Below are 23,577 nucleotides of genomic sequence, written 5' to 3'. Positions count from 1 at the left end.
GCTTCAAGTCTCTGCACAGAAGCTGTTTAACATCCATGCGGATCTTGGTGACGGCGCGGATCCTCTACTTTTCCGGTAGGGGGTCCAATCGTCGGATTGGTGCAGTGGAGCAGGATTCTCTCCGGCATTCTTGCTTGGCCACTCTCGCGGCAGGTTTTGAAACCAGTTGAGAATTAAAAGATCCGAAGTCCCGACGACAAATCGACAGAATGCCTGGCACCTGCCGGCGCAGACAAAACATCACTACAGGAAATGAATATGGATAGTCCTACGATGGCCCAGGCACCGGAGCCGCTGCTGATTTCTTCGGAGCGCTTCGTGCTTGGCGTTACAGAACAGCTTGACCCGCTCGTCAGCCTACAGCTTACCGGAGTGATCAAGCAGCTGGTCAACATCGCCTACCTCATGGGCAATGAAGACGGGAAGCGGCGAGCGGAGTAATCCGAGTGAGAATAGAGGGGTAAAGGTAGTCTTTGATTACCGAGCCCTTTCTGCTTCCCAAAGGTGGCGATCGTCGTGCATGAACTCGAAGTCTTGATTGAGGCCCGTTATCCCCTCATCTACCTGCTGACTTCTGAGGAGGAGCGCGCCGAGCAGGCCATCGCCGCCATCTCCCAAATCGAGCCGACGCGCCGGCTCTTTGTCTGGACGCTCACCCACGGCATCGTCGAGTACGGATCGGCGCGGGCGCCCGCCCAGCACAACACAGTCTCTCCCCAGGCGGCCATCGAGTGGGTTGTGCGGCGAGGCGAGCCGGGCATCTTCATCTTCAAGGATCTGCACCCGTTCATCGATCTGGCCCCGGTCAAGCGCTGGCTGCGCGATGCTGTGGCCGGCTTCAAGGGCACCGACAAAGTCCTCGTGTTGATGTCGCCGATCCAGCAGATCCCAACCGAATTGGAAAAAGAGGTCGTCGTCGTCGAATTTCCCCTCCCGGGTCCCGGCGAGTTGAACGAATTGCTGAACGTTCATCTCAGTCAAGCTCCCGATAAGCTCCGTATCTTGAGTGACGCGGGCCGTGAAAAGCTGGTCAAAGCCGCCCTCGGGCTCACCAAAGACGAAGCCGACAAGGTCTACCGCAAGGCCGAAGTCGTCTCCGGACGACTCACCGAAGCCGAAGTCGACATCGTCCTCTCCGAAAAAAAGCAGATCATCAAGCGCAACGGCATCCTCGAATACCTCGAATTCGACGACACCATCGACTCGGTCGGCGGCCTCGCCGAGCTGAAGCGCTGGCTCACCCAGCGCTCCGACGCCTTCACCGAGCGCGCCCGCCAGTACGGCCTGCCCCAACCCAAGGGATTACTGATCCTGGGGGTGCCCGGCTGCGGCAAGTCGCTGATCGCCAAGACCACCGCGCGGCTGTGGGGTCTGCCGCTGCTGCGCCTCGACATCGGCCGGGTCTACGACGGTTCGATGGTGGGCCGTTCGGAGGCGAACCTGCGCAACGCTCTGCGGGTGGCCGAATCGATTTCGCCGGTGATTTTGTTTATCGACGAAGTGGACAAGGCGTTCGCGGGGGCGGGGGGTTCGTCGGACTCGGACGGCGGGACGTCGATGCGGATTTTCGGTTCGTTTTTGACGTGGATGCAGGAGAAGACCTCTCCGGTGTTCGTGATGGCGACGGCGAACCGGGTGGAGCGGTTGCCGAGCGAGTTTTTGCGCAAGGGCCGCTTCGATGAAATCTTCTTCGTCGACCTGCCAGGCGACACGGAACGCCGGGAAATCGCCCGCATCCACCTTGGCAAGCGGCGCGCCGATACTTCCGGCTTCGACATCGCTGAGTTGTCCAGCTCGTGCGAGGGCTACTCAGGAGCCGAGATTGAGCAAGGGCTGGTGGCGGCCATGTACGGCGCCTTTGCCCAGAACCGGGAGTTCAACCAGTTCGACATTCTGGCCGCCCTCAAATCGACAAGGCCCCTTTCTCAAACAATGACCGAGCAAGTGTCGGCTTTGCGCAATTGGGCGAAGCAGCGTGCCCGGCCGGCCGACAGCATGAGTGCCGATTACCGGCGCATGGAGTTTTGAGGAACTCCGGTGCGAACAGCTCTGAGTGGATGGTGGCGGCAAGAGCCTGATCCTGCGGCTTTTAGCGCCCTACCGGACGTGAATTAAAGTCAACACATTTTGCCAATTCCTACGATTTCTCTCGATTTTGGGGAATTGCCCATTTGAAGCGTGCGCGGGAGCGCGCCATCCCTATAGGCTCCTCAACGGGTATCGATTGCGGTCGGTATCAGCCGGGACTTTTATCGAGGAGCCGAAGCTATGATCCACATCACATCCATGCGCGGGTTCTGTGCCAGTCTGTGCGTCTCGCTGTTGACGATGGGCGCCGTTGCCCATGCCCAGCCTCCCGTTCCTGATCTTGCGGGCGGGCCACTGCCCTTCGACCATCCCGCCGCCCAGGCCGATCCGGCATTTGCAGGGCTGCCGGACCTCGCCCCACCGTCCTACGACCCCAATAGTCCCCGATTGCCGGAATCGTTGGCCCTCAGAGAAATGGGTTACAACCCACTTACCGGTGAGGTGCGCACGGGCGCCCCGGTGAAGCTGCCGGTGGGCAACCTCTCCAGCTTCACCCCCGCTTACGCGGGTCCGGATGGGGGCAAAGGCACGGCCACTGGTCCCGGCTCCGACAGCGTCATCGGCACCGACAACCGCGTGCAGATTACCAGCACCACCACCTTTCCCTACCGGGCGGTCACCAAGCTCAACGTCCAGTTTCCCTACGGTGCCGGCGGCTGCTCCGGGATTTTGATTGCCGCCAAGTACGTGCTCACCGCCGGGCACTGCATCTACAGCCCCTCCTCCGGCGGCTGGGCCGTCAGCGTCCAGGTGATCCCCGGCCAGAGCGGTTCCTATCAGCCCTACGGCGCTTACTCCGCCACGTACATCCGCACCTTCAGCTCCTGGACCTCCTATAGCGATCCCAACTACGACATGGCGCTTATCACCCTCAATGCACCCGTGGGCGACACCACCGGCTGGATGGGTTACGGCTACGATTCAACGATCGTGGGCACCACCGGCAACATCGCCGGGTATCCCGGCGACAAGGGCGGCTCGACGATGTGGTACGACAACGACCCGGTGAGCAGCGCCAGCACCTACCGGGTCACCTACAACATCGACACCTACGGCGGCCAGAGCGGCAGCGGCGTCTACCAGTCGTCGGGCAGCACGCTCACGGTCTTCGCCACCCATACCAACGGCGGCTCCTCCAACAGCGGCACCCGCATCGATTCGAGTAAAAATAGCACCTTGGGTTCTTGGATTAGCAGCGGGTATTAGATTGGTCCAGGCACCTGAGGCCTGCGGTTGGTTTTGCACGACAGTCTGTGGCGCGAGAGGCGGAACCCCCTTCGGGTTCCCCTCTCGCGCTCTCCAACCTCCCCGCGTCGAGGGGGTGCCACCCCCCCGACACCCCCCGGACCAGGGATGGGTGAGGCGGGAAACCGGGTCGGTGTGGGCCTGGCGCAGGTTGGAAAGGTAGGCGGCTGCGGCGAAAAGGTTGTCTTGAAGATCTCAACGGACAAGGGTTCTTATCCTGACACCTACTCTAGAAAGGCGACTTGACCTTGGGCTCCTGATAGTTCTTTTCGCGCAAACGCCGCTTGATAATTGCGAAGTACTCCTGCAGGAATGGTTCTACCTTGGTTAGCGACGTGGCGGGAATGCCGAACAGCTCTCCCGCCGCGTCCATATCGGCGCTGTAGGTCTGGCCGGTGGCGAACGCCTCGCTGAAGCGCAACAGCTCGATAAGATTTGGGTTCAGCATTCTGGCCAATAGTTCGTTGATGCGCTTCTGGCCTTCAGAAAGAATGCTCACCTTGGGTATCTGCTTGACGCCGGACAGATCGTCGCACAGCTTGATGATGGCCTGGACATCCCAGACTTCGGGGCCGCTCACGCCGATGGTGCGGTTATTGAGGATGGGGAGGGTGCAGGCGGCCACCGCGAACTTTGCCGCATCCAGGGTGCTGATGTAGGCAATCGGCGAAGGGTTGCGCTGGATGCGCACGGGTTTTTTCTCCAGAATCGGCAGGGCAAATTCGGGAATGAGCCCCTGCATGAAAGCACTCAGCCGCAGGATGGTGTAGGGTACACCCGAGCGCTCCAGGTGCTCCTCGACTTTGTGCTTGGTGCGCATCATCTTGCTGTCGGGAAATTCGTCGCAGCGCAGTACAGAAGTGTAGACCGCCCGCTGGAGGGGTCGGCCGCGCATTGCGTCGATAAAGGCGCGCATGCCGGCATCATCCACGTTGTCGATGTTGTTGGTCTTGTCGCGCCCGTCGCGGCTGGCCAGGGCGCTGGCCGTCAGGATCACCGCCTCCATATCGGCAAGCAGCGGCTCGTAGCAGTCCGCCTCGCGCAGGTCGCCGCCGAACAGTTGCGCTCCCCACTGCTCCAGAAACTGGGCTTTCTCGCGGTTGCGCACCCCGCAGCGGACCGTATGCCCCTCGTCGATCGCCCGCCGCACGACCTGCCGTCCCAGGTTGCCCGTCGCACCCATCACCAGGATCTTCATCGTTACCGTCCCACTGCTTATAACAAAATGTTACAGCCCTCTCAGAAGTGGGGATCAGGTTTTAGAGATCCAACAATAAATCGACTTCGTCCACCGAAATCTGACCTTCGCAATCGGGCAGTTTGCCGCTCAGGACGAGGGTAATCGCTTCGAGTTGGCGGGGGGTGGCCTGCGGATAGCGCAGAGTCGCATCGACGGTGCCGGGGGCGATGAGGGGCAATTGTACCGAGGGGTCCGCCTGGATGGCGGGTAGATAAGCAAGCAGGTGTTCCGGCAGCGGGGCGCAGCGGCCCGGAAAGTGGCGGTCGAAGTAAATGATGTGATCGCTCTTCCAGAGGTTGCAGCTTTGACAGAGCGGTTGCAGGTTTTTTGCCTCGTTGGGGCCGCCGCGGCTGACCGGCACGATGTGGTCGCGGGCGACGATCCCGGCGGTGGCCCAGGGCTTGCCGCAGCAGGGACACTCACAGTACCAGCGCAGCAGATCCCAAAATTCCCACTCCTCCACCTGGCCCACCGGGTCGTAGGCGGCGCGGCGCTCCTTCGCTTTTTTGGCGCGGGAGCGCTGGGTGGCCAGATCCACGCAGCCCGGGCAGGGGTCGGTGCGCAGCAAAAAATCCTGAAGGCAGTGTGGGCATCGGTGCATGGAACCCATCCTATCCGGGGGGCCAAACTGCCGCTCACGCAGCCGGGCAGCGGGCTTTTTCCACTCCGCTCAAAGAGGTTCAGCAACAGCACTCCCAGCACAAAAAGGCCAGATATCATCGGAATCATGCAGGTTCATTGGAATGCACAATGCCCCCATTGCTTGAACAAGGGCTTGGTCCGCATTTGCGCGCATTCAGCGAGGGCGAGTACCACCGCCTGCAGGAAGCAAGAATTTTGCTCGCACACGAGCAGCAGGTACTGGTAAACGGCTGTGTTGTGTCCGCAGATACGCGCCGCCCGCGTCTATTTACCGCCAATGAGTACCATCGGATGGCCGAGGTAGGCATACTGCACCCTGCCGAGCGCGTCGAATTCATCAATGGCCGAATTTTCTCCATGAGTCCGAAGGGTCCGGTACACACCGAGATCGTCAACAACCTGGAAAGTTGCTTTCAAGGGTTGTTCGAAGGGCGCGCCCGGTTGCGCAGAGAGCAGCCCGTGGAACTGGGCGAACTGGGTCAACCGGAACCGGACATGGCTGTCCTGCGGCTGAGCCCCCGCAGGTACGTCACCAATCACCCAAAGCCCGAGAACATCCGGTTTGTAGTCGAAGTGGCGGACACAACCCTCACTTACGATCTCACCATCAAAAATGAAACGCACTCACGATCCGGCATCAAGGAATATTGGGTCGTAGACATCAACAACCGCCGAGTTTTTGTCTTCACCCGACCGGGGCCGTCGCGATACCGCAGCGAGAGGATTTGCACAGAGGATGAGTCGGTTTCACCCGCGGCTTTTGCCGATGCGATCGTTCCCGTTCGGGTGCTGCTGGATCTGACGGAAAGTTAGTGCGCAACACCTACATTTTCAGACCACCGAAGCAACCGGTGGGTAGGTGCTGCGGTAAATTTCGCTGCGCCGCCCGAACCAGTCGTAGCGGTGGTCGCGGATCTGGACGTAGCAACCGTCCCCCAGCCCCGGCAATCCCGGTACGGAGCGATAAACGGCGATCACCGCCTCTCCCCCGGGCATCCGGCGGGCGATCTCCTCGGCGGCGGCACTGCCCTGGTATCGGCGCTCGGGCGGGCCGGGATCGATGAGGATCATCCCCGCTTCGCACTGACCGAGAGCCACTTCGTAGCGCTCCAGACCGGTTTGATCCTGCATCGGCACGTAGCGAAATTGACGGCCCTCATCCAGGCGTTCGAGCCACTGCACCAGGTTGACGCACAGGTTGCACAGGCCGTCGTAGATCAGTAAAATACCTTGTGCATCAGGCAAACTGGATCACCTCAGCGATCTGCCTCCCCTAAATTTTACTCTAGGGCGTGTCATCAATTTAGCCAGATGACCGCTGCGGCCAGATGGATCGCTCCGAGAAAATTGCTTGCCCGTTTGTCGTAGCGCGTCGCAATCGCCCGATACTGCTTGAGCCGGGCAAAAAAGTTCTCCATCGGGTGACGGGCTTTGTATAAGTGCTTGTCGTAAGTGCGCGGCTGCGTGCGATTGCGCTTCGGCGGGATCACAGCCGTCTTGCCCTAAGCCGCCAGGCGCTTGATGACCCGCTCATCTGCGTCGTAACCCTTGTCGGCAATCAACATCTCGCTCTTGATGTCCGCCAATAGTCTATCTGCTCCCTCCAAATCGCACGCTTGGCCAGGCGTCAGGTGAAAGCCGAGCGGATTGCCCAGGGCATCGACCGTTGCATGAATCTTCGTACTCAATCCCCCTCGGCTGCGACCGATTGCCTCTTGCTCAGGCTCCCCCCCTTTGCCCCCGCACTGTGTTGGTGGGCGCGGACGATAGTCGAATCAATCATCGCGTATTCATTGTCGGCCTCCTCCGCCAGCTGCTCAAACACCTGCTGCCACACGCCTGATTGGGACCAGCGTCTGAAGTGTGTATGTATAACTCGAAAATCGCCAAAGCGCTCGGGTAGGTCGCGCCAGGGAATACCTGCGCGATAGCGGTACAAAACGGCTTCCACGAACAGACGATTATCTTTGGCCGTAACGCCGACAGTGCCTTCTCGCCCGGGCAGAAGGTCTTTGATGCGTTCCCACTGGTCATCGCGCAAGGCATAGCGTCGGGTCATGGCAAGAACTGCTGCACTGGCTCTACCACTTTACCTAATTGATGACACGCCCTAGATGAATACTTAGCATTAGAGAGAGATTGTATTTAAGCTTACCTTTGACCCTTACGAACCATTTTTAGGCCATACAAGTAGAGTTCTGCAACTGCATACAACCGTGGAGGAGGATCAACAGGACGAGTACGTTCCACAAGGATTCCTGCTTCCACCATACTTTTTATTTGAAGAATTACCTCACTTTCCTGCATGTCCCAGACTTCTGCAAGTCGATCTTCTCCAATCGGGGAGCGCTCGCTCTGAAGCTTATCCAAATGCTCTTTGAATTCTGGATATTCATTACAAACCTCGTCAACGCGCTGGTCGGAGACATCCGGAAACGCCTCGATCAATGATTTTGGTCGAAGTATTATTTCAGTGCTGTAGTCTCGAGAAAGTGATTTTTCGATTTTCACGGCTTTTTGTAGAAGGTATATTAAACTCCTTGGAAAACAATTGTTTTTACCGTCGGCAATACGTGTTCTAACCCAATTGTAAGTGTATGCTTTCTTTGTGCGCCCCATACGTTCGCCCCACAACGGGTACAATCCTTTCCTCAGCTGATCCAGGGAAATGTTATCTAAAAGCTGTAAAGAAATTCCATATGTATCCTTTAGATATTTAGTAAATGATGTAGAGCTTCTTAGCACTTGCCTGAGAATTAGGCGCCATAAATCAGCTTCTTCCCACCGGAGTTCAACAGAGTGACCAGTGTAATGTCCTTTGTTTGTAAAATCGAGTCGATTCCATATATCTTCTCTAATAAAGATTTTCGGCGTTATATTTTTAAGCAAGTTTCCGCTTTCTAACCACCAAGATAGCAATGCTTCTATAGCTCGTTTCCTCTGCTCGTAATTACTACTGAATCCTGCGTCAAGTTCATCGTATAGAAGCCAAATTTGCAGCCTGTGATCACCCAGCCATCTATCTATAGTTCGAATCTCGTCTATGCTCTTGGGACCTATCAATGGATTCTTTGCTCTTTCAACTAACCAATTGACAGTCTTACTGTGCGAAGAGTCATTGCTAGCACTTAAAGAGACCAGAGATGGGTCTAAATCCGCTAGCTCTCTTATTTTTGGATCGGAATGGCAAAGTCGCAAGAGTGCATAATTTATCCAGAAACTTTGCCAACATAGTTCACCTGCTTGACCTTCAAAACTATTTAAGTCCGTACTTTCCAACATCGGACCAACTAGGCTGAGTCTTCCATGGCCCGCTACAAATCGAACGTTTTTCAGTTCAACATCTGCTTCAGCCAATTTTCTTGCCTCGTTGGCCTGCTCAATAAAGAGTCTGAATAATAAGCTTTTACCTGTTCCCTTTGCTCCCCGGATTAGCCAAGTACTTTTGCTAAGAAATCTGGGAAAATCCTCTGTTTTTTGAAAAATATTAGGTATTTCTGAAGGATCCAGTTCTTGAGCAGTAGCTGACTTAAATTCGAGTTCTTTAATGATTTGGTCGCTTTTATTTTTATTCAGTTTTGTTCCAGGCAAGTCGCTTTTTACATCGGGCAAACTCGCGTCAATAATGTCAGCTATTGAAGTGTATGCATCCTGAATTTCTTTTGGAATGCCATTTACTAAGCTTCTTAATAAGAACGTTCTAGCATTGTAATAGACTACATTATACATTTCATTAATTAGTTGATTGTTAGGCACACCATAATTCTCGGATAGCCATTCTTCAACACGCGCCATAAGCACTTCGGATTGCTCTTGCGCCAATAATGGTATTGGTGTCAAAAGAAAATGGATATCGGGCCGACCTTGATACTCTTGCTGCTTCCTAATAGCCTTAAGAGCTATACGAAGACCTTCAAAGCTTTGATCAGTTGGTGTAAAGCAAATTATAGCTAAGTCAGCCAAATCAAATATTGACACCGCACTAATATTATTGAAGCCAGGGCGGGAGTCTATTAATATTACATCTGGGTTCACTGCAGTACTAATATCGTCGATTAAACGGAGAACTGGATTATTACTTCTTCTATACAACGTTTCAATGTTAAGATCAGCAAGTTTATGGACATACTCTTCGTCATAATTTCCTGCTGGAATGAGGAAAAGTTCGCCTCTATGCTCAAGATTTACTGCTTGAATACAATCCTGTATCTTTGGGCAATCTTCGTCCGGTGTCAAATATCTTTGATACAAGTAATCAACGACTCCAGTTTTATCTACACTTCTCAGTTCCCTATCATTCCTGAACATAGCGGATAAGCCTGGAGCCTCTAAATCGAAATCGACCATAACTATTTTTCGCTTCCTAGTTGCAAGAATGCCAGCAACTATTCCTAACGAAGTAGTACGACCAACTCCACCTTTGAACGAGTAAAAAGAAACTACCAATGGTCGTTTCGGTTGATCGGGAGATGATATAACTTGATGCGATTCGGGTGCCATTAAGATTTCAGACCATAATGGCAATTGAACAAATTGAGGAGGTTGAATTAGCAATTCATCTTGCGTCAGCAACTCATAACCAGCAAATGGATACTTACCCAAACTCAAATTTTCGTGGATTAGTATCGAGTCAATGATTTCCTCTCTTTCTGTTTTCATTTTTCCAGCGAAGTGATCTGAAACAATCTTAAGTCTTATCCAATTTAATGCTGTTCGCTGAATCTCAATAGTAAACTGATCACTATTCTTCGGTTTTAAAGCCTTTTTGATTAACCGCTTAATTTGTTCGTCGACGTTACTATCACTCGAACTATTTGCCATGGTTATTCACCCATTCGCTCTAGAATAAATTTGTGTAAAACCTTCACGGATTCAACAAATGGTCTACTATCGCTAGCTGTTCCATTGTGTTTAGAATACCTTAAGTCACCACTGAGCCAGACAGAAGTAACGGTTTTCCAAGCTCGTTTGTATTGTCCTGTTTTATCAAGATTAATTGCCCTTTGCAAGGATGGTATTGCCCCTAGCAGTAGCGATAAGTTATGCAAATCGTAGCCTTGTAGAATTTTTTTATATGTTTGAGTATCCTTCAAATTAAGCACTCTTTCTTGATGACAAATCAAAGCTTTCAATGAACATTCTACAGCGTATCCTCCTATATACATTGCACCAATACACCTTCCATTTTCATGCAAAACTTCCGCATCTTCTAAACGCCTCCTTGAGGCTCCCAGCTGAATGCTTTTCCCATAAGTATCTGACAAGCTTCCCCTTCCTTCCACAGTTCAAAAATATTTTTACGGTTCACTAAGTGTTGTTCGACAAGAAGAACTGCATTGCTCCAACATGGATCAGTTTATGCAGGCAGTTCGCTCACAGCTGGGGCCACCCATCAACAAAAAAAGTATTTTGATTATACGATGCAGACCTCGTTATTATAATTTTCCAAGTTTAATTCACGAAAAAGCACAATGGAACCTAACTCACTTAGCAAATACAAATGTTGATTAACGACTGATTCTGTGGTAGCAATCCGCTCTGCATTGCGGATTCATATCCATGTCGTGCTTATCTTCTAGGATTTTTAGTATCTTGACTAACATTGTTCGCGAGGTTCGTTCGATGGTCAGCCAGCCTTCCACATTCGCTTGCGCCCTGCCCGACCACACCCAGCTCCCGGAGTCGGACGGCACCTTCGTGAAAAATTTTCAGGAGCACCCCCAGAGCGTCCTGCTCACCGACAGCATTCGCCCCCGCCTGGCGGAACTGCACCCGAACGGGCACTACGCCATTGGACAGGACTGCGGCATCTACTGGCGGCTGACCGAGCCGCCGGAGCGGGGAGCGGAGGCTCCCGACTGGTTTTACGTGCCGGATGTGGTGCCGTTGCCGCCGGGGCAGTACCGGCGTTCTTACGTGCTGTGGCAGGAACTCATCCCACCGCTGATTGTGCTCGAATTTGCTTCCGGCGACGGCATCGAGGAAAGAGACACCACCCCTTACACCGGCAAGTTCTGGATCTACGAGCGGGTGATCCGACCGGCCTACTACGGCATCTACGAAGTTCAAAAAGCCGCCGTCGAAGTCTACGAATTGGTGGCGGGCCGCTACCGGCGCTTGCCGCCCAACCTGCACGGTCACTTTCCGATTGCGTTGATGGGCGTGGAGTTGGGAATCTGGCAAGGGCGCTACATGGATGTGGAGTTACCCTGGTTGCGCTGGTGGGACGCGGATGGGCAATTGCTGCTGTGCGGCTGGGAGCAGGTGGAGCGCCTTGAGCAGCGCGCCGAACTTGCCGAGCAACGCTCCGCGGCCCTCGCCCAAAAACTGCGCGAGCTGGGTGTGGATCCGGACCAACCGTAGACGGAGCCTGAGCCGACGATGGCACAATGGCTCAGTGACCCAAGTTCGTCGCGATGATCTGTCCTCTGCCCGAAACGTTCGAACAAGCCCTCCTACAGGCCCAGCGCTCGGTGCGCAATGCCCTCGAAGCCGGACGCACCCGACTGCAGGTCGAAATCCAGACCGGCCGCAAATCGGCCACTGCGATCACCCGGCCCCTGCTCGATGTGCTGCCCCAGCCGCTTTTGGCCGTCTCGGGCACGGGGATCGCCGATTATGCCTACACGCTCTGGGGGGAGACCCCCTACAAACTGCTCAACATCAGCGAGCGCGAATTTATCGGCAACAGCTGGCGGTCGCTGGTGCTCATGGACGCCAGTTCGATCGACGTCGACGAAGTCCAGATCTACGCCGAGCGGGCCAGGGTCGGGGACAAAGTGCTGATGATGGTCAACAACTGGCCCGAGGGTCCGGGGCTTACCGGCGTCGGCCGGGGCAAAGAATCGACGCGCAACGCCTTTCGCGGTAGCGTCGAGGTGGCTTACTTTCTGCAGGCCTTTCGCTACCGGCCGGTGGTGCTGTTTCGCCGCTTCCCGGAGCCGTGGCAACTCTGGGAGCGCAAGGAGGACAGGTTCATCCTGGTGCGCGAATCGCAGGCGATTTTTACCCCCAGGGAACTGGCTGCCTTCAACGAGCGAATGGGTCCCCTGCAGGCGGTGGAACGTTTTTTTAAAGGACCGAGCTTTTTTGACAATTGGTGAAAAAAATCGTCGTCGTCTGCGGCCCCACCGCCGCCGGCAAAAGCCAACTGGGAATGCATCTGGCCCAGCACCTGGGGGTACCGGTGCTGAGCGCCGATTCCCGGCAGGTCTACCGCGAGTTCGACATCGGCACTGCTAAACCGACCCGTGAAGAACAACGCCGCGTCGAGCACTGCCTCATCGATGTCGCCTGGCCCACGGAACATTTCAACGTGGCGCGCTACCGGGAACTGGCCGATGCGGAGATTGACCGGCTGACCCGGCAAGGCAAACCCGCCCTACTGGTGGGAGGCAGTGGTTTGTACCTGCGCGCGGTATCGGGCGGACTCGAACCGCCCGCCGTCCCCCCCGACCCGGCTTTGCGCGCCCGCCTGGCGGTTGAGCGGTTGGACGCACTTTACCAGCGACTTCAACAGCTCGATCCCGAATCCGCGGGGCGCATCCACCCCAACGACCAGGTGCGCATCGAGCGCGCCCTCGAAGTGTGCCTGACAACCGGCCAACCGCTGAGTGCCCAGCGCCGCCTGCGGGCGCGAGATTTTTCGCTCCTCGCCCTGGGGGTGGGCAGCGGCCGGGAAGCGCTGGTGCGCCGCATCGAGCAGCGCACCCACCGGATGATCGAAGCGGGTTGGCTGGAGGAAGTCGAGTATCTGCGCGCCAAATACGGCCCCGATTTGCCGCTTCTGAGCACCCTCGGTTACGCCGAGTTGGGGGCGTACCTGGAGGAGCGATGGGATCTGGCGGAGGCGCTCCAGCAGATCGTCGTGCATACCCGCCAGTTCGCCAAGCGCCAGATGACCTGGTTTCGCGCCGAGCCCGATGTTCATTGGCTCGATGAATCGGCAGGACGGCAGACACTTGAACAACAGAGTATCGAACAGGTTGAGCGCTTTCTTGCCGGTTGAACCCGAGCGTTTGCCGCCGAAGCCATCCCTGGGAAAGAGGTCGGCAGGTACAACGAAGGTCACTATGAAAGTAAACAGATGTCTGCGACCTGGAGGCAAAAATGCAACCATTCCTGACCAGGATTGCACTCACCACCGCTCTCGCAGCCGTGACCGCACCGGGCTGGCCTGCGGGCGCCCAGGTGGAGCAAACGATTATCCAGCGCACCGAGACCACCACAATCAACTCGACGAATTCACAGACAGACACCCGGTTGCTCGCCTCGATGGCCGAATTCGGGGTGCGCGAACTGGCGCTGGCGGAGGTAGCCCTCAGGCGCTCCAAAAACCCGACCGTCCGCCAGTACGCGAGTGAAGTGATAGCGGGCCATGAGCGCAACGACAAAGAACTGCAGCTGCTTGCCGCCGATAAAAACCTGACGGTGCCTTCGACCCGCAAAGACCTCTCGGCCCGCTCCCAAAGCAAACTGCGATCGCTGCTGGACCGCATGACCGTCTGGTCCGGGGAGCGCTTCGACCGGGAGTACCTCAACCTCGCCTACTCCAACCAGACAGAGGGGCTGCGTGAGTACCGTGCGGCCTCCGCGCAGGCCGCCGATGCCGATGTCCGGGCTTACGCCGAGCGCAATTTGGAGACCCTTGAGAACCAACAGGCGATCGCCGGTGCCATCGCCAAGCGGTTGGCGAGCTGACGCTCAGGCTTTAAGCGGATCATGGCCCCAGTTCATCAGCGAGTAGCGCCAGCGGCTGTGCTCGATGTCTCCTTTGGGCTTTTGAGCGCTGTGACGCCGCACATAGCTCACCACGCGCTGCATGTGTTGCACATCATCGTCGGTGTAATCGGGTCCTTTCTTATCCAGAATTTGAATGATCTTCTTGCCTGATTGATGACCGATCGATTCGCTTTCGTCTTGCTTTTGACCGACGGACTGCGATTCTTTCGTGGCGAGCCAGCGCTCAATTTCCTTGGACGACATGTTCACGACTTGCTGAAAGTCGGCAACGATGGTCTTTTGGTCAGTGGTCATGACTTGGATTTCTCGCTTACTTTTTTAAGAGACTCAGGCTTGTGGGCAGCCTCTTCGCCGGTTTTGTCGCTAACGACAAGAAACTGAGGGTTCTCTTTAGAAGCCGCTACCTTATGACCTTTGATTTCTATGGGGTCAATCAACTTTTTCTTGATCTTTCCAACAGATTTGCCGCCGGAGCTATGCCACTCCACACGATCCCCAACTTTGAATTCTTCGGTCATGTTTCCTCCAGGCTTTGCTGCCATCTATCCTCACTGACAGGCTACACTGCGCCTTGCCTCTTTGGGTGGAGATTTCTATCGACTTTGGGAGATTATTTCGAGGAGATAAGAACGGCATTTAAGCTTCCCAGCGGTCCAGAAATTTCAACCATTTTTCGAGCTTGGGACCAAAGCGCTCCGCAAGCATCGTCCATAGCGAAGGTCGGGTCTGCTCTTCGTCGAGCAAAACGGCTTCATTTTGCCGAATCCAAAGCACCTTGCCATAACCGGGAGTCTGGGCAAGATGGGCGCGCACCCGAGCTAGAGAGCAGGGCAGTTCGTGCAAAATGACCAGATCGAACTGGCGGCTTGAGAGCAACATCTCCAGGTCCAGCAGACCGGCGCAAACGCTGTCGACTTTAAGCAAGCGATGCACCAGCCGCAGCGTCTGCGCCGGTCCTATCCGGGCAAGTAGAGAATCGGTATAAACAGAACCTTCGATGAGCGCGCATCGCCAGCCTTGTCGACTGAAGTCGTCGAGCAAACGGCGCAGACAGTGGTTGCTGCCCGAAGCTGAGGATCGCACAACAGCCCTTCGCGAAGGATGCGCGCGTCGTGGTGCTGTACGGGGTAAAAAGAGGGTATTGGTCTCGGTTGGAATCGGCTTTGAAGCCGCCGTTCTCGCTTGTAGTGTGGGTACCATTGCTCTTTGGTGTCGAATGCCATGCGTCCCGAATGTTCTTCCGCTATGCATGGGCACGGTCTACCTCAAGGCGCCCCACACGCGGGCAACGGCGACAGGAGGAAAGCGGTTAATCGAACCACTGGTTCGAACGGGCTCTTCTCCAAATGAACACATCCATTGCAGTGAAGCTCCCCCATTCATTGGGAGTTTGGAGCGGTCGGCTTCAATATCCCTCCCAGGTTCTACGCCCCCGGTAGGAGATTGCATCGGTGCAAGTCAAGCGCAAGGCGGAGTGCTTATTTGAGCCACAGACCCAGACCGTTGTGGACAGGCCGCTCGAAAGATCCTTCCGGGCGGTCGCGCAGACGGCCGCCCAGGTAGAAACCGCTCGAACCGCCGCCGTCGAGATTGAGCGCATCGTCAGCCTGAAACTGCTGGAGAAGCAAGTTGGCCCACGATTCGAGCGATAGACCGGCAGCCCAGCCATTGCGGGCGGCGACAGCCAGTATGCCCAGCGAGCCGCGCCGGGCGATGGCTGTGCGTGCGACACCGGGGGCGCGCACGTCCGGCCGAAAGCGTTCCCCTTGCGCGTCGAGGACGAGTTTGTCGTTTTGGACCAGAAGCGGTCCCGCTCCCAAAAGCGAACCGGATCCGGACGGTTGAACATCCAGGACAACCGGCGTTCCGGCGGCTACAGCCCGCAGCGCAGTGCGCAAAGGCTCGGAGCGGGCCACCAGCAGCAAACCGTCCGGCGGCAGCGAGACGATTTGATCGGCCATCGGTTCGACGACACTTTCGATGCGGTCGGCACGGGCAATTGCCACCGTTTCACCGGCGCGGGCCAGGTAGAGCGATCCCCATTCGGGAGTGAATACCGAAAGCCCCGCACCTGCCGCCGTACCGTTCAGTGCACCGACCGGGAGCGTCTGATCGCCTGTGCGGATGGCGGCGGACCAGTTGAGTCGATCGAAATCCAGCCGCCCATCCTGCCAGCTTGCTGCTCCCCGGGGCGGCAACCCCGCCACAGCGCCGGTCCACCACTGCCCGTCGCTTCGCAGCGCACCCAACGCTTCGCGGGTGTTGCGGTTGAAAAAGCCGCCGTTGACCGCTCCCCAGGCACCCTGGCTATTTCCCAGAGCGCTCAGGGGGGCCAGAGCGCCCAGGGAGGGAGGCCGCAGCAGCCCGAGGCGCACGCGGGCCGGGTCAAATTCCAGCAGGTGCAATTGCTGAGAGAGCCCCTCCCAAACCAGGCGTACCTCGCGATAGACCAGGCCCACACCCCAGGCCCGGGCGCGCTCGAAGCGGCCAGCGATACGCCAGTCGAGCACGATGCGGTCGGGTGCGCCGAGGGTGGTGAGCAACGGATAAGCGTTCGGTGGCCCCGCGACGGCGATGACGGTCTGCTGCAGCCCTGCTGTCACCTGCACTCCATCTGTAGGGGCCGTCTGCGCAGGCGGTGGCGCGGCCTGCACAATCAACCGCAGCCCGGACTCGGCAGGGATCACTTCGTAAAAAGCGGGTCTATCGAGTTCAATCACCAGCCGCTCGCCTTCGGCAGAGTGGGAGGCGCGCACCGCTACAATCCGGCTTGCAGGCAGCAGCCACTGCACCTGGGAAGTACCGGTAAAGCGCGGCGTAGCCCCAGTCAGTCGTTTTACCTGCTCCGGGTCCACCGTGCGCAACGATCCGCCTGTCACCGTCAGATCGAGGCGGCTGCCGAAAAAGCGTGCCGGTTGTACCCCTGGCTGGAGCGCATCGAGCAGTTCGACACCCAACCGGTGCTCGATGTCAAATTCGTCGAGTCTCTTGCCAATATTTAAACCCAGCGTCGGTGCCGCCATCCCCGGCGATCCCCCGCCAAGGGCGAGCAAGCAGCAGAACCAGGCCAGCCAGAGGCGCAAACGGGATTTCACCGGCACCCGCCACCTGCACTAGCGACCGGGCTTCGGCGGTTCACCCTGGGCCTTGGACCGTTGCTCCTCGCGGCGCTTCTGGAGGACGGCCTCTTTGTAGTCGCGCATCTGGGTGTTGAAGGTCATCTTGCGGCCGAAGACCCGAAAAACGTAGGAGCCGACCCAGACGACCAGGCCCACCACCAACAATAGTTGCGACCACAGCCCGGCATCGATGCGCGACAGCCCGAACAGACCCAGTAGCAGGTACAGCAGACCGCCCGCCACAAGTACTCCAAGGCCGATGTAGACGGCGTCGATGCGGCGCATGGCGAACTAGACCCTCGCAAACAACCGCGACCAGAAGCCGCCGCTTTTTTTCTTGGCGGTCTCGCTCGACTCGCGCTCGTAGATGGGAGCGGGAATTTCTTTCGATTCGAGCACCCACTGGGGATTGCGCTCCATGACTTCCCAGGCGCGATCGGGGCCAATGAGCGATTCGACCAGCGGGCGGTTCTGCAGTGGGAAGAAAGCCGGTCCCTCGGGGTGGTGGGCGTCGGAGGCGACTACCTGGATCAGGCCGCGGCGCAGAAAGTCGTGGGAAGCCTTCTGGGCGGAAGGTCCGTAGGCGCCGTGCATGCTGCCGGCGCTCATCACCGCGCGCACGCCGGAGCGGATGATTTCTTCGAGGCGCTCGGGGTGGTGGCGCAAGGTGCGGTTGCGCTCGGGGTGGGCGAGGATGGGCAGCACACCCTTGGCCTGCAGCGAAAAGAGCAACTGCTCCATATAGAACGGGCAATCCTGTTGGGGAAGATCGACCAGCAAATAGGATCCACCCGCCAGGGTCTGCAGTTCGCCCCGTTCGTAGCGCTCGCGCAGATCCCCCTCGGGGTAGGCTTCCTGCCCAGGCAACAGCTTGATGCCGATGCCCTCGCGGTCGTAGACCGCCTGCAGTTCGCGCACGTAGCTCTGGATTTGCTCGGCGGTGTTCTCGTAGGTACCGGGCATATGGTGGGGGGTAATCGTCGCTGTGCGGATGCCCCCTTCGTAGGCTTTGCGGGCAAGCGCCAGGGCGATATCCCAATCTTTCGGGCCGTCGTCGATCCCCGGGAAAAGGTGCACGTGCAGATCAATCAACGCGATGCCTCCTGTAGTTTTTGCAAATCCGCCTGCACCTGGGTGATGAGCGCGGACGGAACCTGCGCCGCTTCGAGCGCCAATTTGAGCTGGTCGGCCGCAGCTCCCCACTTGCCGAGTCGGCCCAGGGCCATCGCCAGATTCCGACGCGCTTCCCAGTAGCCAGGTTCAAGGACAAGGGCCTGTTGGAACTGGGGTACAGCTTCCTGGACGCGCTCGCTCTCCAGGTAGAGCACACCGAGATTGTTATAAATCTGCGGCAGCCTGCTTTCGATGCCCAGGGCGCGCTGGTAGGCTTGCTCGGCCTCATTCATCTTACCCTGCCCTCTCAGGACCACTCCGAGGTTGCTCCAGGCTTCGGCGTAGCTGGGGGCGAGGGTGACGGCGCGGTTCAGGGCCTCGGCGGCCTGGTCGGTGAGTTTGAGTTTGCTGAGGGTCACGCCCAGATCGTTCTGGACGCGGGCGGAGCCTGGGTCGAGGGCTGCAGCCTCGCGCAGTGCCGCCGCCGCCGCATCGGTCTGCTGCTGGCCGTTGTAGAGGGTTGCCAGCAGCAACCAGGAGCGCGCGTCCATCGCTTTGAGGCGTACCGCCGCCTCCAGCTGGGCGATGGCGGCAAAATCCTGACCGGCGGCGGCGAGGGCCTGGCCGTAGGCGAGGCGGTAAGCGCCGTTTTCAGGCTCCAGGTCCACGGCTTTTTGTCGGCTGGTGCGCGCCTGGGCGTTGCGCCCGAGCTTCTGCTGAATCTTGGCGAGCCGCTCGTAGACCGCGGCCGACTCCCCGGCCCGCTGCAAATAGGCCCGGTACTCGATAGCCGCCTCGCCGTCGCGGCCCAACCCTTCGTAGACCGTGGCCAGGTTGAGGCGGTAGACCGGGTTGTCGCGGTCGAGCTTGAGGGCCGTGCGGATAGCGCCCAGCGCCTCGTCGTGGCGACCGATGGCCGTGAGGGCGACCGCCAGATTGCTGTAGGCGTCGGCGTACTTGCTGTCGAGACGCACCGCCTGGCGGTAGGCGCTGATCGCCTCGGCATTGCGGCCCTGGCGCCTCAGGCTCACCCCCAGGTTGTTCCAGAGCCGCGGCTCCCTGGGCTGGGCCTTGAGGGCGGCGCGCACCTGCTCTTCGAGGGCCTTGGGGGGCGGCACTGCCGGTCCGGGTGCCGCCCGGGCGATTTCGGCGGCGAACAGCCCGGCCGCAAGACAGAGTACCAGCCATCCCCAGAACGCACGCATGTCAGTAGCGGTAGAAGTTGCGGAAGATAAAAAACAAATTGGCCACCGTGCTGATCGGTGCGGCAAAGACATTCAGGGCATTGAGCATTTCGCCTCCGGCGCTTCTGCGGACGATCACGGCGTCTTGATCGCGCAGTTGGACATTCTGGGCGGCGTCGCCTCCGATGGCGGCATTGACGTTGATCGTGCGGTTGGTGACCCGTCCGTCGGGTTCCAGCGAAGCCACTTCGACGGCATCGGGGGCGGCAAAGTTGGTGAGCCCCCCGGCGGAGGCGACCGCGTCGACGACGGTGGCCCGGGCATCGAGTTCCTGGGTGCCGGCTTTGTTGACTTCGCCGAAGATTCGCACGCGGATCTTGCCGGGGGCGAGGGTGGTGCGCACCAGCAGGCGGCTGTCGATGGTGCTGCCCGGGCTCACTTTAGGCACGAAGATGGCGTCACCGTCTTTGAGAAGGATGTCTTCTTCTGTGCGCCCCTGCTCCAGCGTCTGCCAGAGATCGACGCGCTTTTCGACCACCTGGCCTTCGGAGGTGCGGCGTGAGACGCGGATCTGGCTGACGTCGGCCTGGTTACTGACCCCGCCCGCCGCCGCCAAAGCCGAGGTGAGCGTGGGCAGGGTGCTCGCCGTCTGGTTGGGGGTACTGCCGGTGGTAAGCAGCGACTGGATCTGGCGCGGCCCCGGCTGGAGCACCTCGCCCGAGACCGCGATACGCAAGGGCCGAAAAGCTTCGACCCGCACTGCGACGCGCGGCTTCTTGACGTAGGTCGCCAGTCTTCTCTCCAACAGCGCGCTCAATTCCGGTACGGTCTGGTTGATGGCGGGCACTGCTCCTACCAGGGGCATATTCACCGTGCCGTCCGGGAGCACCAGTTGCACGCCGCTAAATTCTTCGGAGCCGAAGACCTTGATGTTGAGCCGATCCCCCGGCCCGAGCAAGTAGCCGTCCTGCGACGCGCCCAGATCAAACACTGGCGGTGCCGCGTGCTGGGCAAAGACCGGAGCGACCAGAACCAGCGCCGCCAGTACGCTTACCAACTGGAACGAGGCTTTCACCATTTGCAACACCCCGCAACGGGCACCAGTGTACTGCAATGAACCAAGTTCTTTGCAGAGAAATACTTTCCCCAGGGAATTAACCCATCGAGCAAGCGCAAGGCAGAGGCTACCAATCTTCCCGTTTCAGAGAGGCAAATTGGAGATAGGCCAGACCTGGTTCCAGGGCGCCGGGCTGCTCACCGAATACAGCATCGAGGGCTTCGGTGATCCCCTGATGTTTGTGGACTTCGACAAAAGCCTTAATGGCGCGGGAATACAACTCGCTGCGCGAAATGCCCAGGCGCTTTGCCAGGAGCTCAGCTTCGCGAAAAACTGGACTCGAAATAGAAACAACCGCTTTCATTACGTATAGTTATAGCTCAATGAGCGAATCGTCCCCGAGCAAGAAGCGATGGGCCTCCGGTTTGCCGTTGTGGCGGGCGATCACCGTGCGCTGGCCGATGAGGCTGTCCACGATGCGGCCGGCGCCGCTGATGCAGGTTTTTTCCATCACGACGCTGTGCTCGATGTCGACATTCTTGAGCTGGACACCGCCTGCGATGCTCGTGTAAGGGCCGATGTAACTGTCTTCGATCAGGCACTCAGGACCGATGGTGACCGGACCGCGCACCATCGAGCGCACCAGCCGTGCTCCCTTGCCGATGCAGACGCGCCCGCTCACTTTGCTCGCCTCATCGAGCGACCCTTCCATCGGGCAGTGCATCTGTTCGTCGAGGATGACGCGGTTGGCTTCTAAAAGATCGTCTTTTTTGCCGGTATCGAGCCACCAGCCGGTCAATTCCACCGACTCCACACGCTGGCCCACTTCGATCAGCTGCTGGATGGCATCGGTAATTTCCAGCTCGCCGCGCGCCGAAGGGCGGATCGCATCGATGGCCGCGTGGATCTGGGACGAAAACAAGTAGACCCCCACCAACGCCAGATCCGAAGGCGGTATTTTGGGCTTTTCGACCAGCCGCATCACCCGCCCTTGCCCGTCGAGTTCGGCCACCCCGAAGGCAGTCGGGTTGCTGACACGCTTGAGCAAAATCAGCGCCTCGGGGCGGCTGGCCTCGAAGCGTTCGATGGGGGCCGCAAGCCCCGACTGGATCAAGTTGTCCCCCAGATACATCGCAAAGGAACTCTCGCCCAGAAACGGCCGGGCGGTGCGCACGGCATGGGCGAGCCCCCCCGGCTCCGACTGCAGGATGTACTCGATTTGGGCTGCGAACCGGCTGCCGTCCCCGGTGAGGGCGCGCACCTGTTCGCCCGTCTCCGGCGAGATGACGATGCCGATTTCGCGGATGCCCGAGGCGACCATCGCCTCGATGCCGTACCAGAGGATCGGTTTGTTGGCGACGGGCACCAGTTGCTTGGCGCCGGTGTAGGTGAGGGGCCGCAGGCGGGTGCCCTTGCCCCCCGAGAGGATCAGTCCGCGCATCAGTAGGCTCCCCGGGCTCTCACCACCGCGCCTACGGTCTTGATCAATATGGCGAAATCGAGCGCCAGCGACCAGGTGCGAATGTACCGGATGTCCATGCGGACGATGTCATCAAAAGACCTGAGATCCGAACGCCCTAAGACCTGCGCCAGCCCCGTGATCCCCGGCAGTACCGCCAGCCGCTCGCGCTGCCAGGGCTCGTAGCGCTCCACCTCCGAGGGCAAGGGAGGCCGCGGACCCACCAGGCTCATCTCGCCCACCAGCACGTTCCAGAGTTGGGGCAGCTCGTCGAGGCTCGTGCGGCGCAAAAACGCCCCGATAGGCGTCACCCGCGGGTCGTTGCGCAACTTAAACAGCGGTCCCGGCGCCTCGTTGAGGGCCATCAGGCTCACCTTGCGCTGCTCGGCATCGGGGTACATGCTGCGAAACTTGTAGATGCGAAACAGGCGTCCCCCCACGCCGACGCGCCACTGGACAAACAGCGCCGGTCCCGGCGAACCGATGCGCACCAGCAGGGCAATCGCCATCAACAGCGGTGCAAGCACCGCCAGACCGCCCAGGGCCAGCAGCACGTCGAAAAGACGCTTGAGGCGGAAGGACCACCCCGAGCGCACATCGGCGGGAAAGGCACCGGTTAAAGGGCTGCTCGTGGACATGACACGGTTCACCTGGAAGGGAACGTCAGCGTCTGGCGGGCGCGCAGGGCCTGCCACCAGGCCCGATTCTCGATGTACCACTCGACGGTTTTGCGCAGGCCCGTCTCGAAGTTTTCGACCGGTCGCCAATCCAGTTCGCGCTCGATGCGCGCGGGGTCGATGGCATAGCGGCGGTCGTGGCCGGGACGGTCGGTGACGAAGGTGATGAGAGAGCGGAACTGCTCGGCGCGCTCGGGGTAAATCGACCCCAGGATGTCGCAGACGAGTCCGACCGTCTCGAGGTTGCGCTGCTCGTTGCGGGTGCCGATATTGTACGTCTCGCCCAGCTGTCCCCGCTCCAATACTGCCTTGATCCCCCGGCAGTGATCTTCGACGTAGAGCCAGTCGCGCACCTGCTGCCCGTCGCCGTAGACCGGCAGGCTCTGGCCCTCCAGGGCGCGGGTGATGATGAGCGGAATCAACTTCTCCGGAAACTGGTAAGGGCCGTAGTTGTTGGAGCAGTTGGTGGTGAGCACCGGCAACCCGTAGGTGTGATAGTAGGCGCGCACCAGGTGATCGGAACCGGCTTTGCTCGCGGCGTAGGGGCTGTTGGGCCGATAGGGCGTCGTCTCGGTGAAAGGCGGATCGTCCGGGGCCAGGGTGCCGTAGACCTCGTCGGTCGAGACGTGCAAGAAGCGGCAATCGGAAGCTTCGTCCTCCCAGTAGCGGCGGCAAGCCTCCAACAGCACGAACGTCCCGCGAATATTGGTTTCGATAAAAGGCTCCGGACCCGCGATCGAGCGATCGACGTGGGATTCGGCGGCAAAGTGCACCACCGTATCGATGCGCTCCTCCTCCAGCAGCGACTGGACCCGCGGCGCATCGCAGATGTCCCCCGCCACAAAGCGCAGGCGCGGGTCGCCTTCGAGAGTTTCCAGATTGGCACGGTTGCCGGCATAGGTAAGCTTATCGAGCACGACGACCCGATCTTCCGGGTGGTGGGTAAACCAGTAGTGCACGAAGTTGCTGCCGATAAAGCCCGCGCCGCCGGTCACCAACAGATGTTTCACG

At 58.7% G+C, this 23,577-nt stretch carries 25 protein-coding genes and 1 pseudogene; 8 read left to right on the top strand and 18 right to left on the bottom strand.

Annotated features, from left to right (window positions below; translation table 11 throughout):
* Positions 1 to 258 precede the first annotated feature (258 nt).
* The 3 genes from GLL_RS16820 (at position 259) to GLL_RS16810 (ending at position 3,294) form a co-directional block, all read left to right on the top strand.
* A complete protein-coding gene (locus GLL_RS16820) occupies positions 259 to 441 on the top strand; it encodes a hypothetical protein (RefSeq protein WP_164929239.1) in 183 nt (60 codons plus the stop codon).
* A gap of 63 nt (positions 442 to 504) precedes the next feature.
* Positions 505 to 2,028, top strand: a complete 1,524-nt coding sequence (locus tag GLL_RS16815; protein ID WP_011143249.1) for a stress-responsive protein Ycf46 — start codon at positions 505 to 507, stop codon at positions 2,026 to 2,028.
* Positions 2,029 to 2,268: 240 nt separating this feature from the next.
* On the top strand, positions 2,269 to 3,294 hold the full coding sequence (locus GLL_RS16810) for a trypsin-like serine peptidase (RefSeq protein ID WP_164929238.1): 1,026 nt from the start codon (positions 2,269 to 2,271) through the stop codon (positions 3,292 to 3,294).
* Positions 3,295 to 3,562: 268 nt separating this feature from the next.
* Here the strand turns inward: GLL_RS16810 and GLL_RS16805 are convergent, their stop codons facing one another.
* Positions 3,563 to 4,531, bottom strand: coding sequence for an NAD(P)H-binding protein (locus GLL_RS16805; protein ID WP_011143247.1), 969 nt, complete (start codon positions 4,529 to 4,531; stop codon positions 3,563 to 3,565).
* A 61-nt stretch (positions 4,532 to 4,592) separates the two neighbouring features.
* Complete coding sequence (locus GLL_RS16800) at positions 4,593 to 5,174, bottom strand: HNH endonuclease (RefSeq protein ID WP_164929237.1); 582 nt, start codon at positions 5,172 to 5,174, stop codon at positions 4,593 to 4,595.
* A gap of 149 nt (positions 5,175 to 5,323) precedes the next feature.
* Between GLL_RS16800 and GLL_RS16795 the strand changes: the two genes are divergently transcribed.
* Entirely contained in the window at positions 5,324 to 6,028 is a 705-nt protein-coding gene (locus GLL_RS16795; protein WP_164929236.1) for a Uma2 family endonuclease, read from the top strand.
* 18 nt (positions 6,029 to 6,046) lie between these two features.
* Here the strand turns inward: GLL_RS16795 and GLL_RS16790 are convergent, their stop codons facing one another.
* The 4 genes and pseudogenes from GLL_RS16790 to GLL_RS16775 form a co-directional block, all read right to left on the bottom strand.
* On the bottom strand, positions 6,047 to 6,460 hold the full coding sequence (locus GLL_RS16790; RefSeq protein ID WP_011143244.1) for a thiol-disulfide oxidoreductase DCC family protein: 414 nt from the start codon (positions 6,458 to 6,460) through the stop codon (positions 6,047 to 6,049).
* 53 nt (positions 6,461 to 6,513) lie between these two features.
* Positions 6,514 to 7,274 (bottom strand): annotated as a pseudogene (locus GLL_RS16785) (IS5 family transposase).
* Between the two features lie 92 nt (positions 7,275 to 7,366).
* Positions 7,367 to 10,036, bottom strand: a complete 2,670-nt coding sequence (locus GLL_RS16780) for a ParA family protein (protein WP_011143241.1) — start codon at positions 10,034 to 10,036, stop codon at positions 7,367 to 7,369.
* Between the two features lie 2 nt (positions 10,037 to 10,038).
* Positions 10,039 to 10,479 (bottom strand): hypothetical protein, encoded by a 441-nt coding sequence (locus GLL_RS16775; RefSeq protein ID WP_164929235.1) that lies wholly within the window; start codon positions 10,477 to 10,479, stop codon positions 10,039 to 10,041.
* Positions 10,480 to 10,837: 358 nt separating this feature from the next.
* Between GLL_RS16775 and GLL_RS16770 the strand changes: the two genes are divergently transcribed.
* The 4 genes from GLL_RS16770 to GLL_RS16755 all read left to right on the top strand — a co-directional run bounded on the left by GLL_RS16770 (position 10,838) and on the right by GLL_RS16755 (position 13,915).
* Positions 10,838 to 11,578, top strand: coding sequence for a Uma2 family endonuclease (locus GLL_RS16770; RefSeq protein WP_164929728.1), 741 nt, complete (start codon positions 10,838 to 10,840; stop codon positions 11,576 to 11,578).
* A 53-nt stretch (positions 11,579 to 11,631) separates the two neighbouring features.
* Positions 11,632 to 12,318, top strand: coding sequence for a DUF1995 family protein (locus GLL_RS16765; protein ID WP_011143239.1), 687 nt, complete (start codon positions 11,632 to 11,634; stop codon positions 12,316 to 12,318).
* Entirely contained in the window at positions 12,315 to 13,223 is a 909-nt protein-coding gene (gene miaA, locus GLL_RS16760; RefSeq protein WP_011143238.1) for a tRNA (adenosine(37)-N6)-dimethylallyltransferase MiaA, read from the top strand. The genes GLL_RS16765 and miaA overlap by 4 nt, the downstream gene beginning before the upstream one ends.
* 101 nt (positions 13,224 to 13,324) lie before the next feature.
* Complete coding sequence (locus GLL_RS16755; RefSeq protein ID WP_011143237.1) at positions 13,325 to 13,915, top strand: DUF4142 domain-containing protein; 591 nt, start codon at positions 13,325 to 13,327, stop codon at positions 13,913 to 13,915.
* Between the two features lie 3 nt (positions 13,916 to 13,918).
* Here GLL_RS16755 and GLL_RS16750 read toward each other — a convergent pair whose 3' ends face one another.
* The 12 genes from GLL_RS16750 to rfbB form a co-directional block, all read right to left on the bottom strand.
* A complete protein-coding gene (locus GLL_RS16750) occupies positions 13,919 to 14,251 on the bottom strand; it encodes a DUF3140 domain-containing protein (RefSeq protein WP_011143236.1) in 333 nt (110 codons plus the stop codon).
* Positions 14,248 to 14,475 (bottom strand): DUF2945 domain-containing protein, encoded by a 228-nt coding sequence (locus GLL_RS16745; RefSeq protein ID WP_011143235.1) that lies wholly within the window; start codon positions 14,473 to 14,475, stop codon positions 14,248 to 14,250. The genes GLL_RS16750 and GLL_RS16745 overlap by 4 nt, the downstream gene beginning before the upstream one ends.
* Positions 14,476 to 14,593: 118 nt before the next feature.
* Positions 14,594 to 15,040 carry a hypothetical protein gene (locus GLL_RS16740; RefSeq protein ID WP_164929234.1) on the bottom strand — a complete coding sequence of 149 codons (447 nt, stop codon included), beginning with the start codon at positions 15,038 to 15,040 and terminating at the stop codon, positions 14,594 to 14,596.
* Positions 15,041 to 15,435: 395 nt separating this feature from the next.
* Positions 15,436 to 17,052 (bottom strand): phosphodiester glycosidase family protein, encoded by a 1,617-nt coding sequence (locus GLL_RS16735; protein WP_164929233.1) that lies wholly within the window; start codon positions 17,050 to 17,052, stop codon positions 15,436 to 15,438.
* Positions 17,053 to 17,070: 18 nt separating this feature from the next.
* Positions 17,071 to 17,361: a DUF3007 family protein gene (locus GLL_RS16730; protein ID WP_011143232.1), complete on the bottom strand. Its 291-nt coding sequence runs from the start codon at positions 17,359 to 17,361 to the stop codon at positions 17,071 to 17,073.
* 6 nt (positions 17,362 to 17,367) lie between these two features.
* Entirely contained in the window at positions 17,368 to 18,168 is an 801-nt protein-coding gene (locus tag GLL_RS16725) for a tyrosine-protein phosphatase (protein WP_164929232.1), read from the bottom strand.
* Positions 18,165 to 19,394, bottom strand: a complete 1,230-nt coding sequence (locus GLL_RS16720) for a tetratricopeptide repeat protein (RefSeq protein WP_164929231.1) — start codon at positions 19,392 to 19,394, stop codon at positions 18,165 to 18,167. Before GLL_RS16720 ends, GLL_RS16725 begins: the two co-directional genes overlap by 4 nt.
* 1 nt (position 19,395) lies before the next feature.
* Positions 19,396 to 20,451, bottom strand: a complete 1,056-nt coding sequence (locus tag GLL_RS16715) for a polysaccharide biosynthesis/export family protein (RefSeq protein ID WP_164929230.1) — start codon at positions 20,449 to 20,451, stop codon at positions 19,396 to 19,398.
* A 106-nt stretch (positions 20,452 to 20,557) separates the two neighbouring features.
* Positions 20,558 to 20,794: a hypothetical protein gene (locus GLL_RS16710; RefSeq protein ID WP_011143228.1), complete on the bottom strand. Its 237-nt coding sequence runs from the start codon at positions 20,792 to 20,794 to the stop codon at positions 20,558 to 20,560.
* A gap of 9 nt (positions 20,795 to 20,803) precedes the next feature.
* Positions 20,804 to 21,871 (bottom strand): glucose-1-phosphate thymidylyltransferase, encoded by a 1,068-nt coding sequence (locus tag GLL_RS16705; RefSeq protein ID WP_011143227.1) that lies wholly within the window; start codon positions 21,869 to 21,871, stop codon positions 20,804 to 20,806.
* Positions 21,871 to 22,527 (bottom strand): sugar transferase, encoded by a 657-nt coding sequence (locus tag GLL_RS16700; RefSeq protein WP_164929229.1) that lies wholly within the window; start codon positions 22,525 to 22,527, stop codon positions 21,871 to 21,873. Before GLL_RS16700 ends, GLL_RS16705 begins: the two co-directional genes overlap by 1 nt.
* An 8-nt stretch (positions 22,528 to 22,535) precedes the next feature.
* Positions 22,536 to 23,576, bottom strand: a complete 1,041-nt coding sequence (gene rfbB / locus GLL_RS16695; protein ID WP_011143225.1) for a dTDP-glucose 4,6-dehydratase — start codon at positions 23,574 to 23,576, stop codon at positions 22,536 to 22,538.
* Position 23,577: the final 1 nt, after the last annotated feature.

This window comes from Gloeobacter violaceus PCC 7421, assembly GCF_000011385.1.
GTDB classification, from domain to species: domain Bacteria; phylum Cyanobacteriota; class Cyanobacteriia; order Gloeobacterales; family Gloeobacteraceae; genus Gloeobacter; species Gloeobacter violaceus.
Note: the sequence above shows the minus strand (reverse complement) of the source record. Positions and strands in the feature narration are given on the sequence as shown.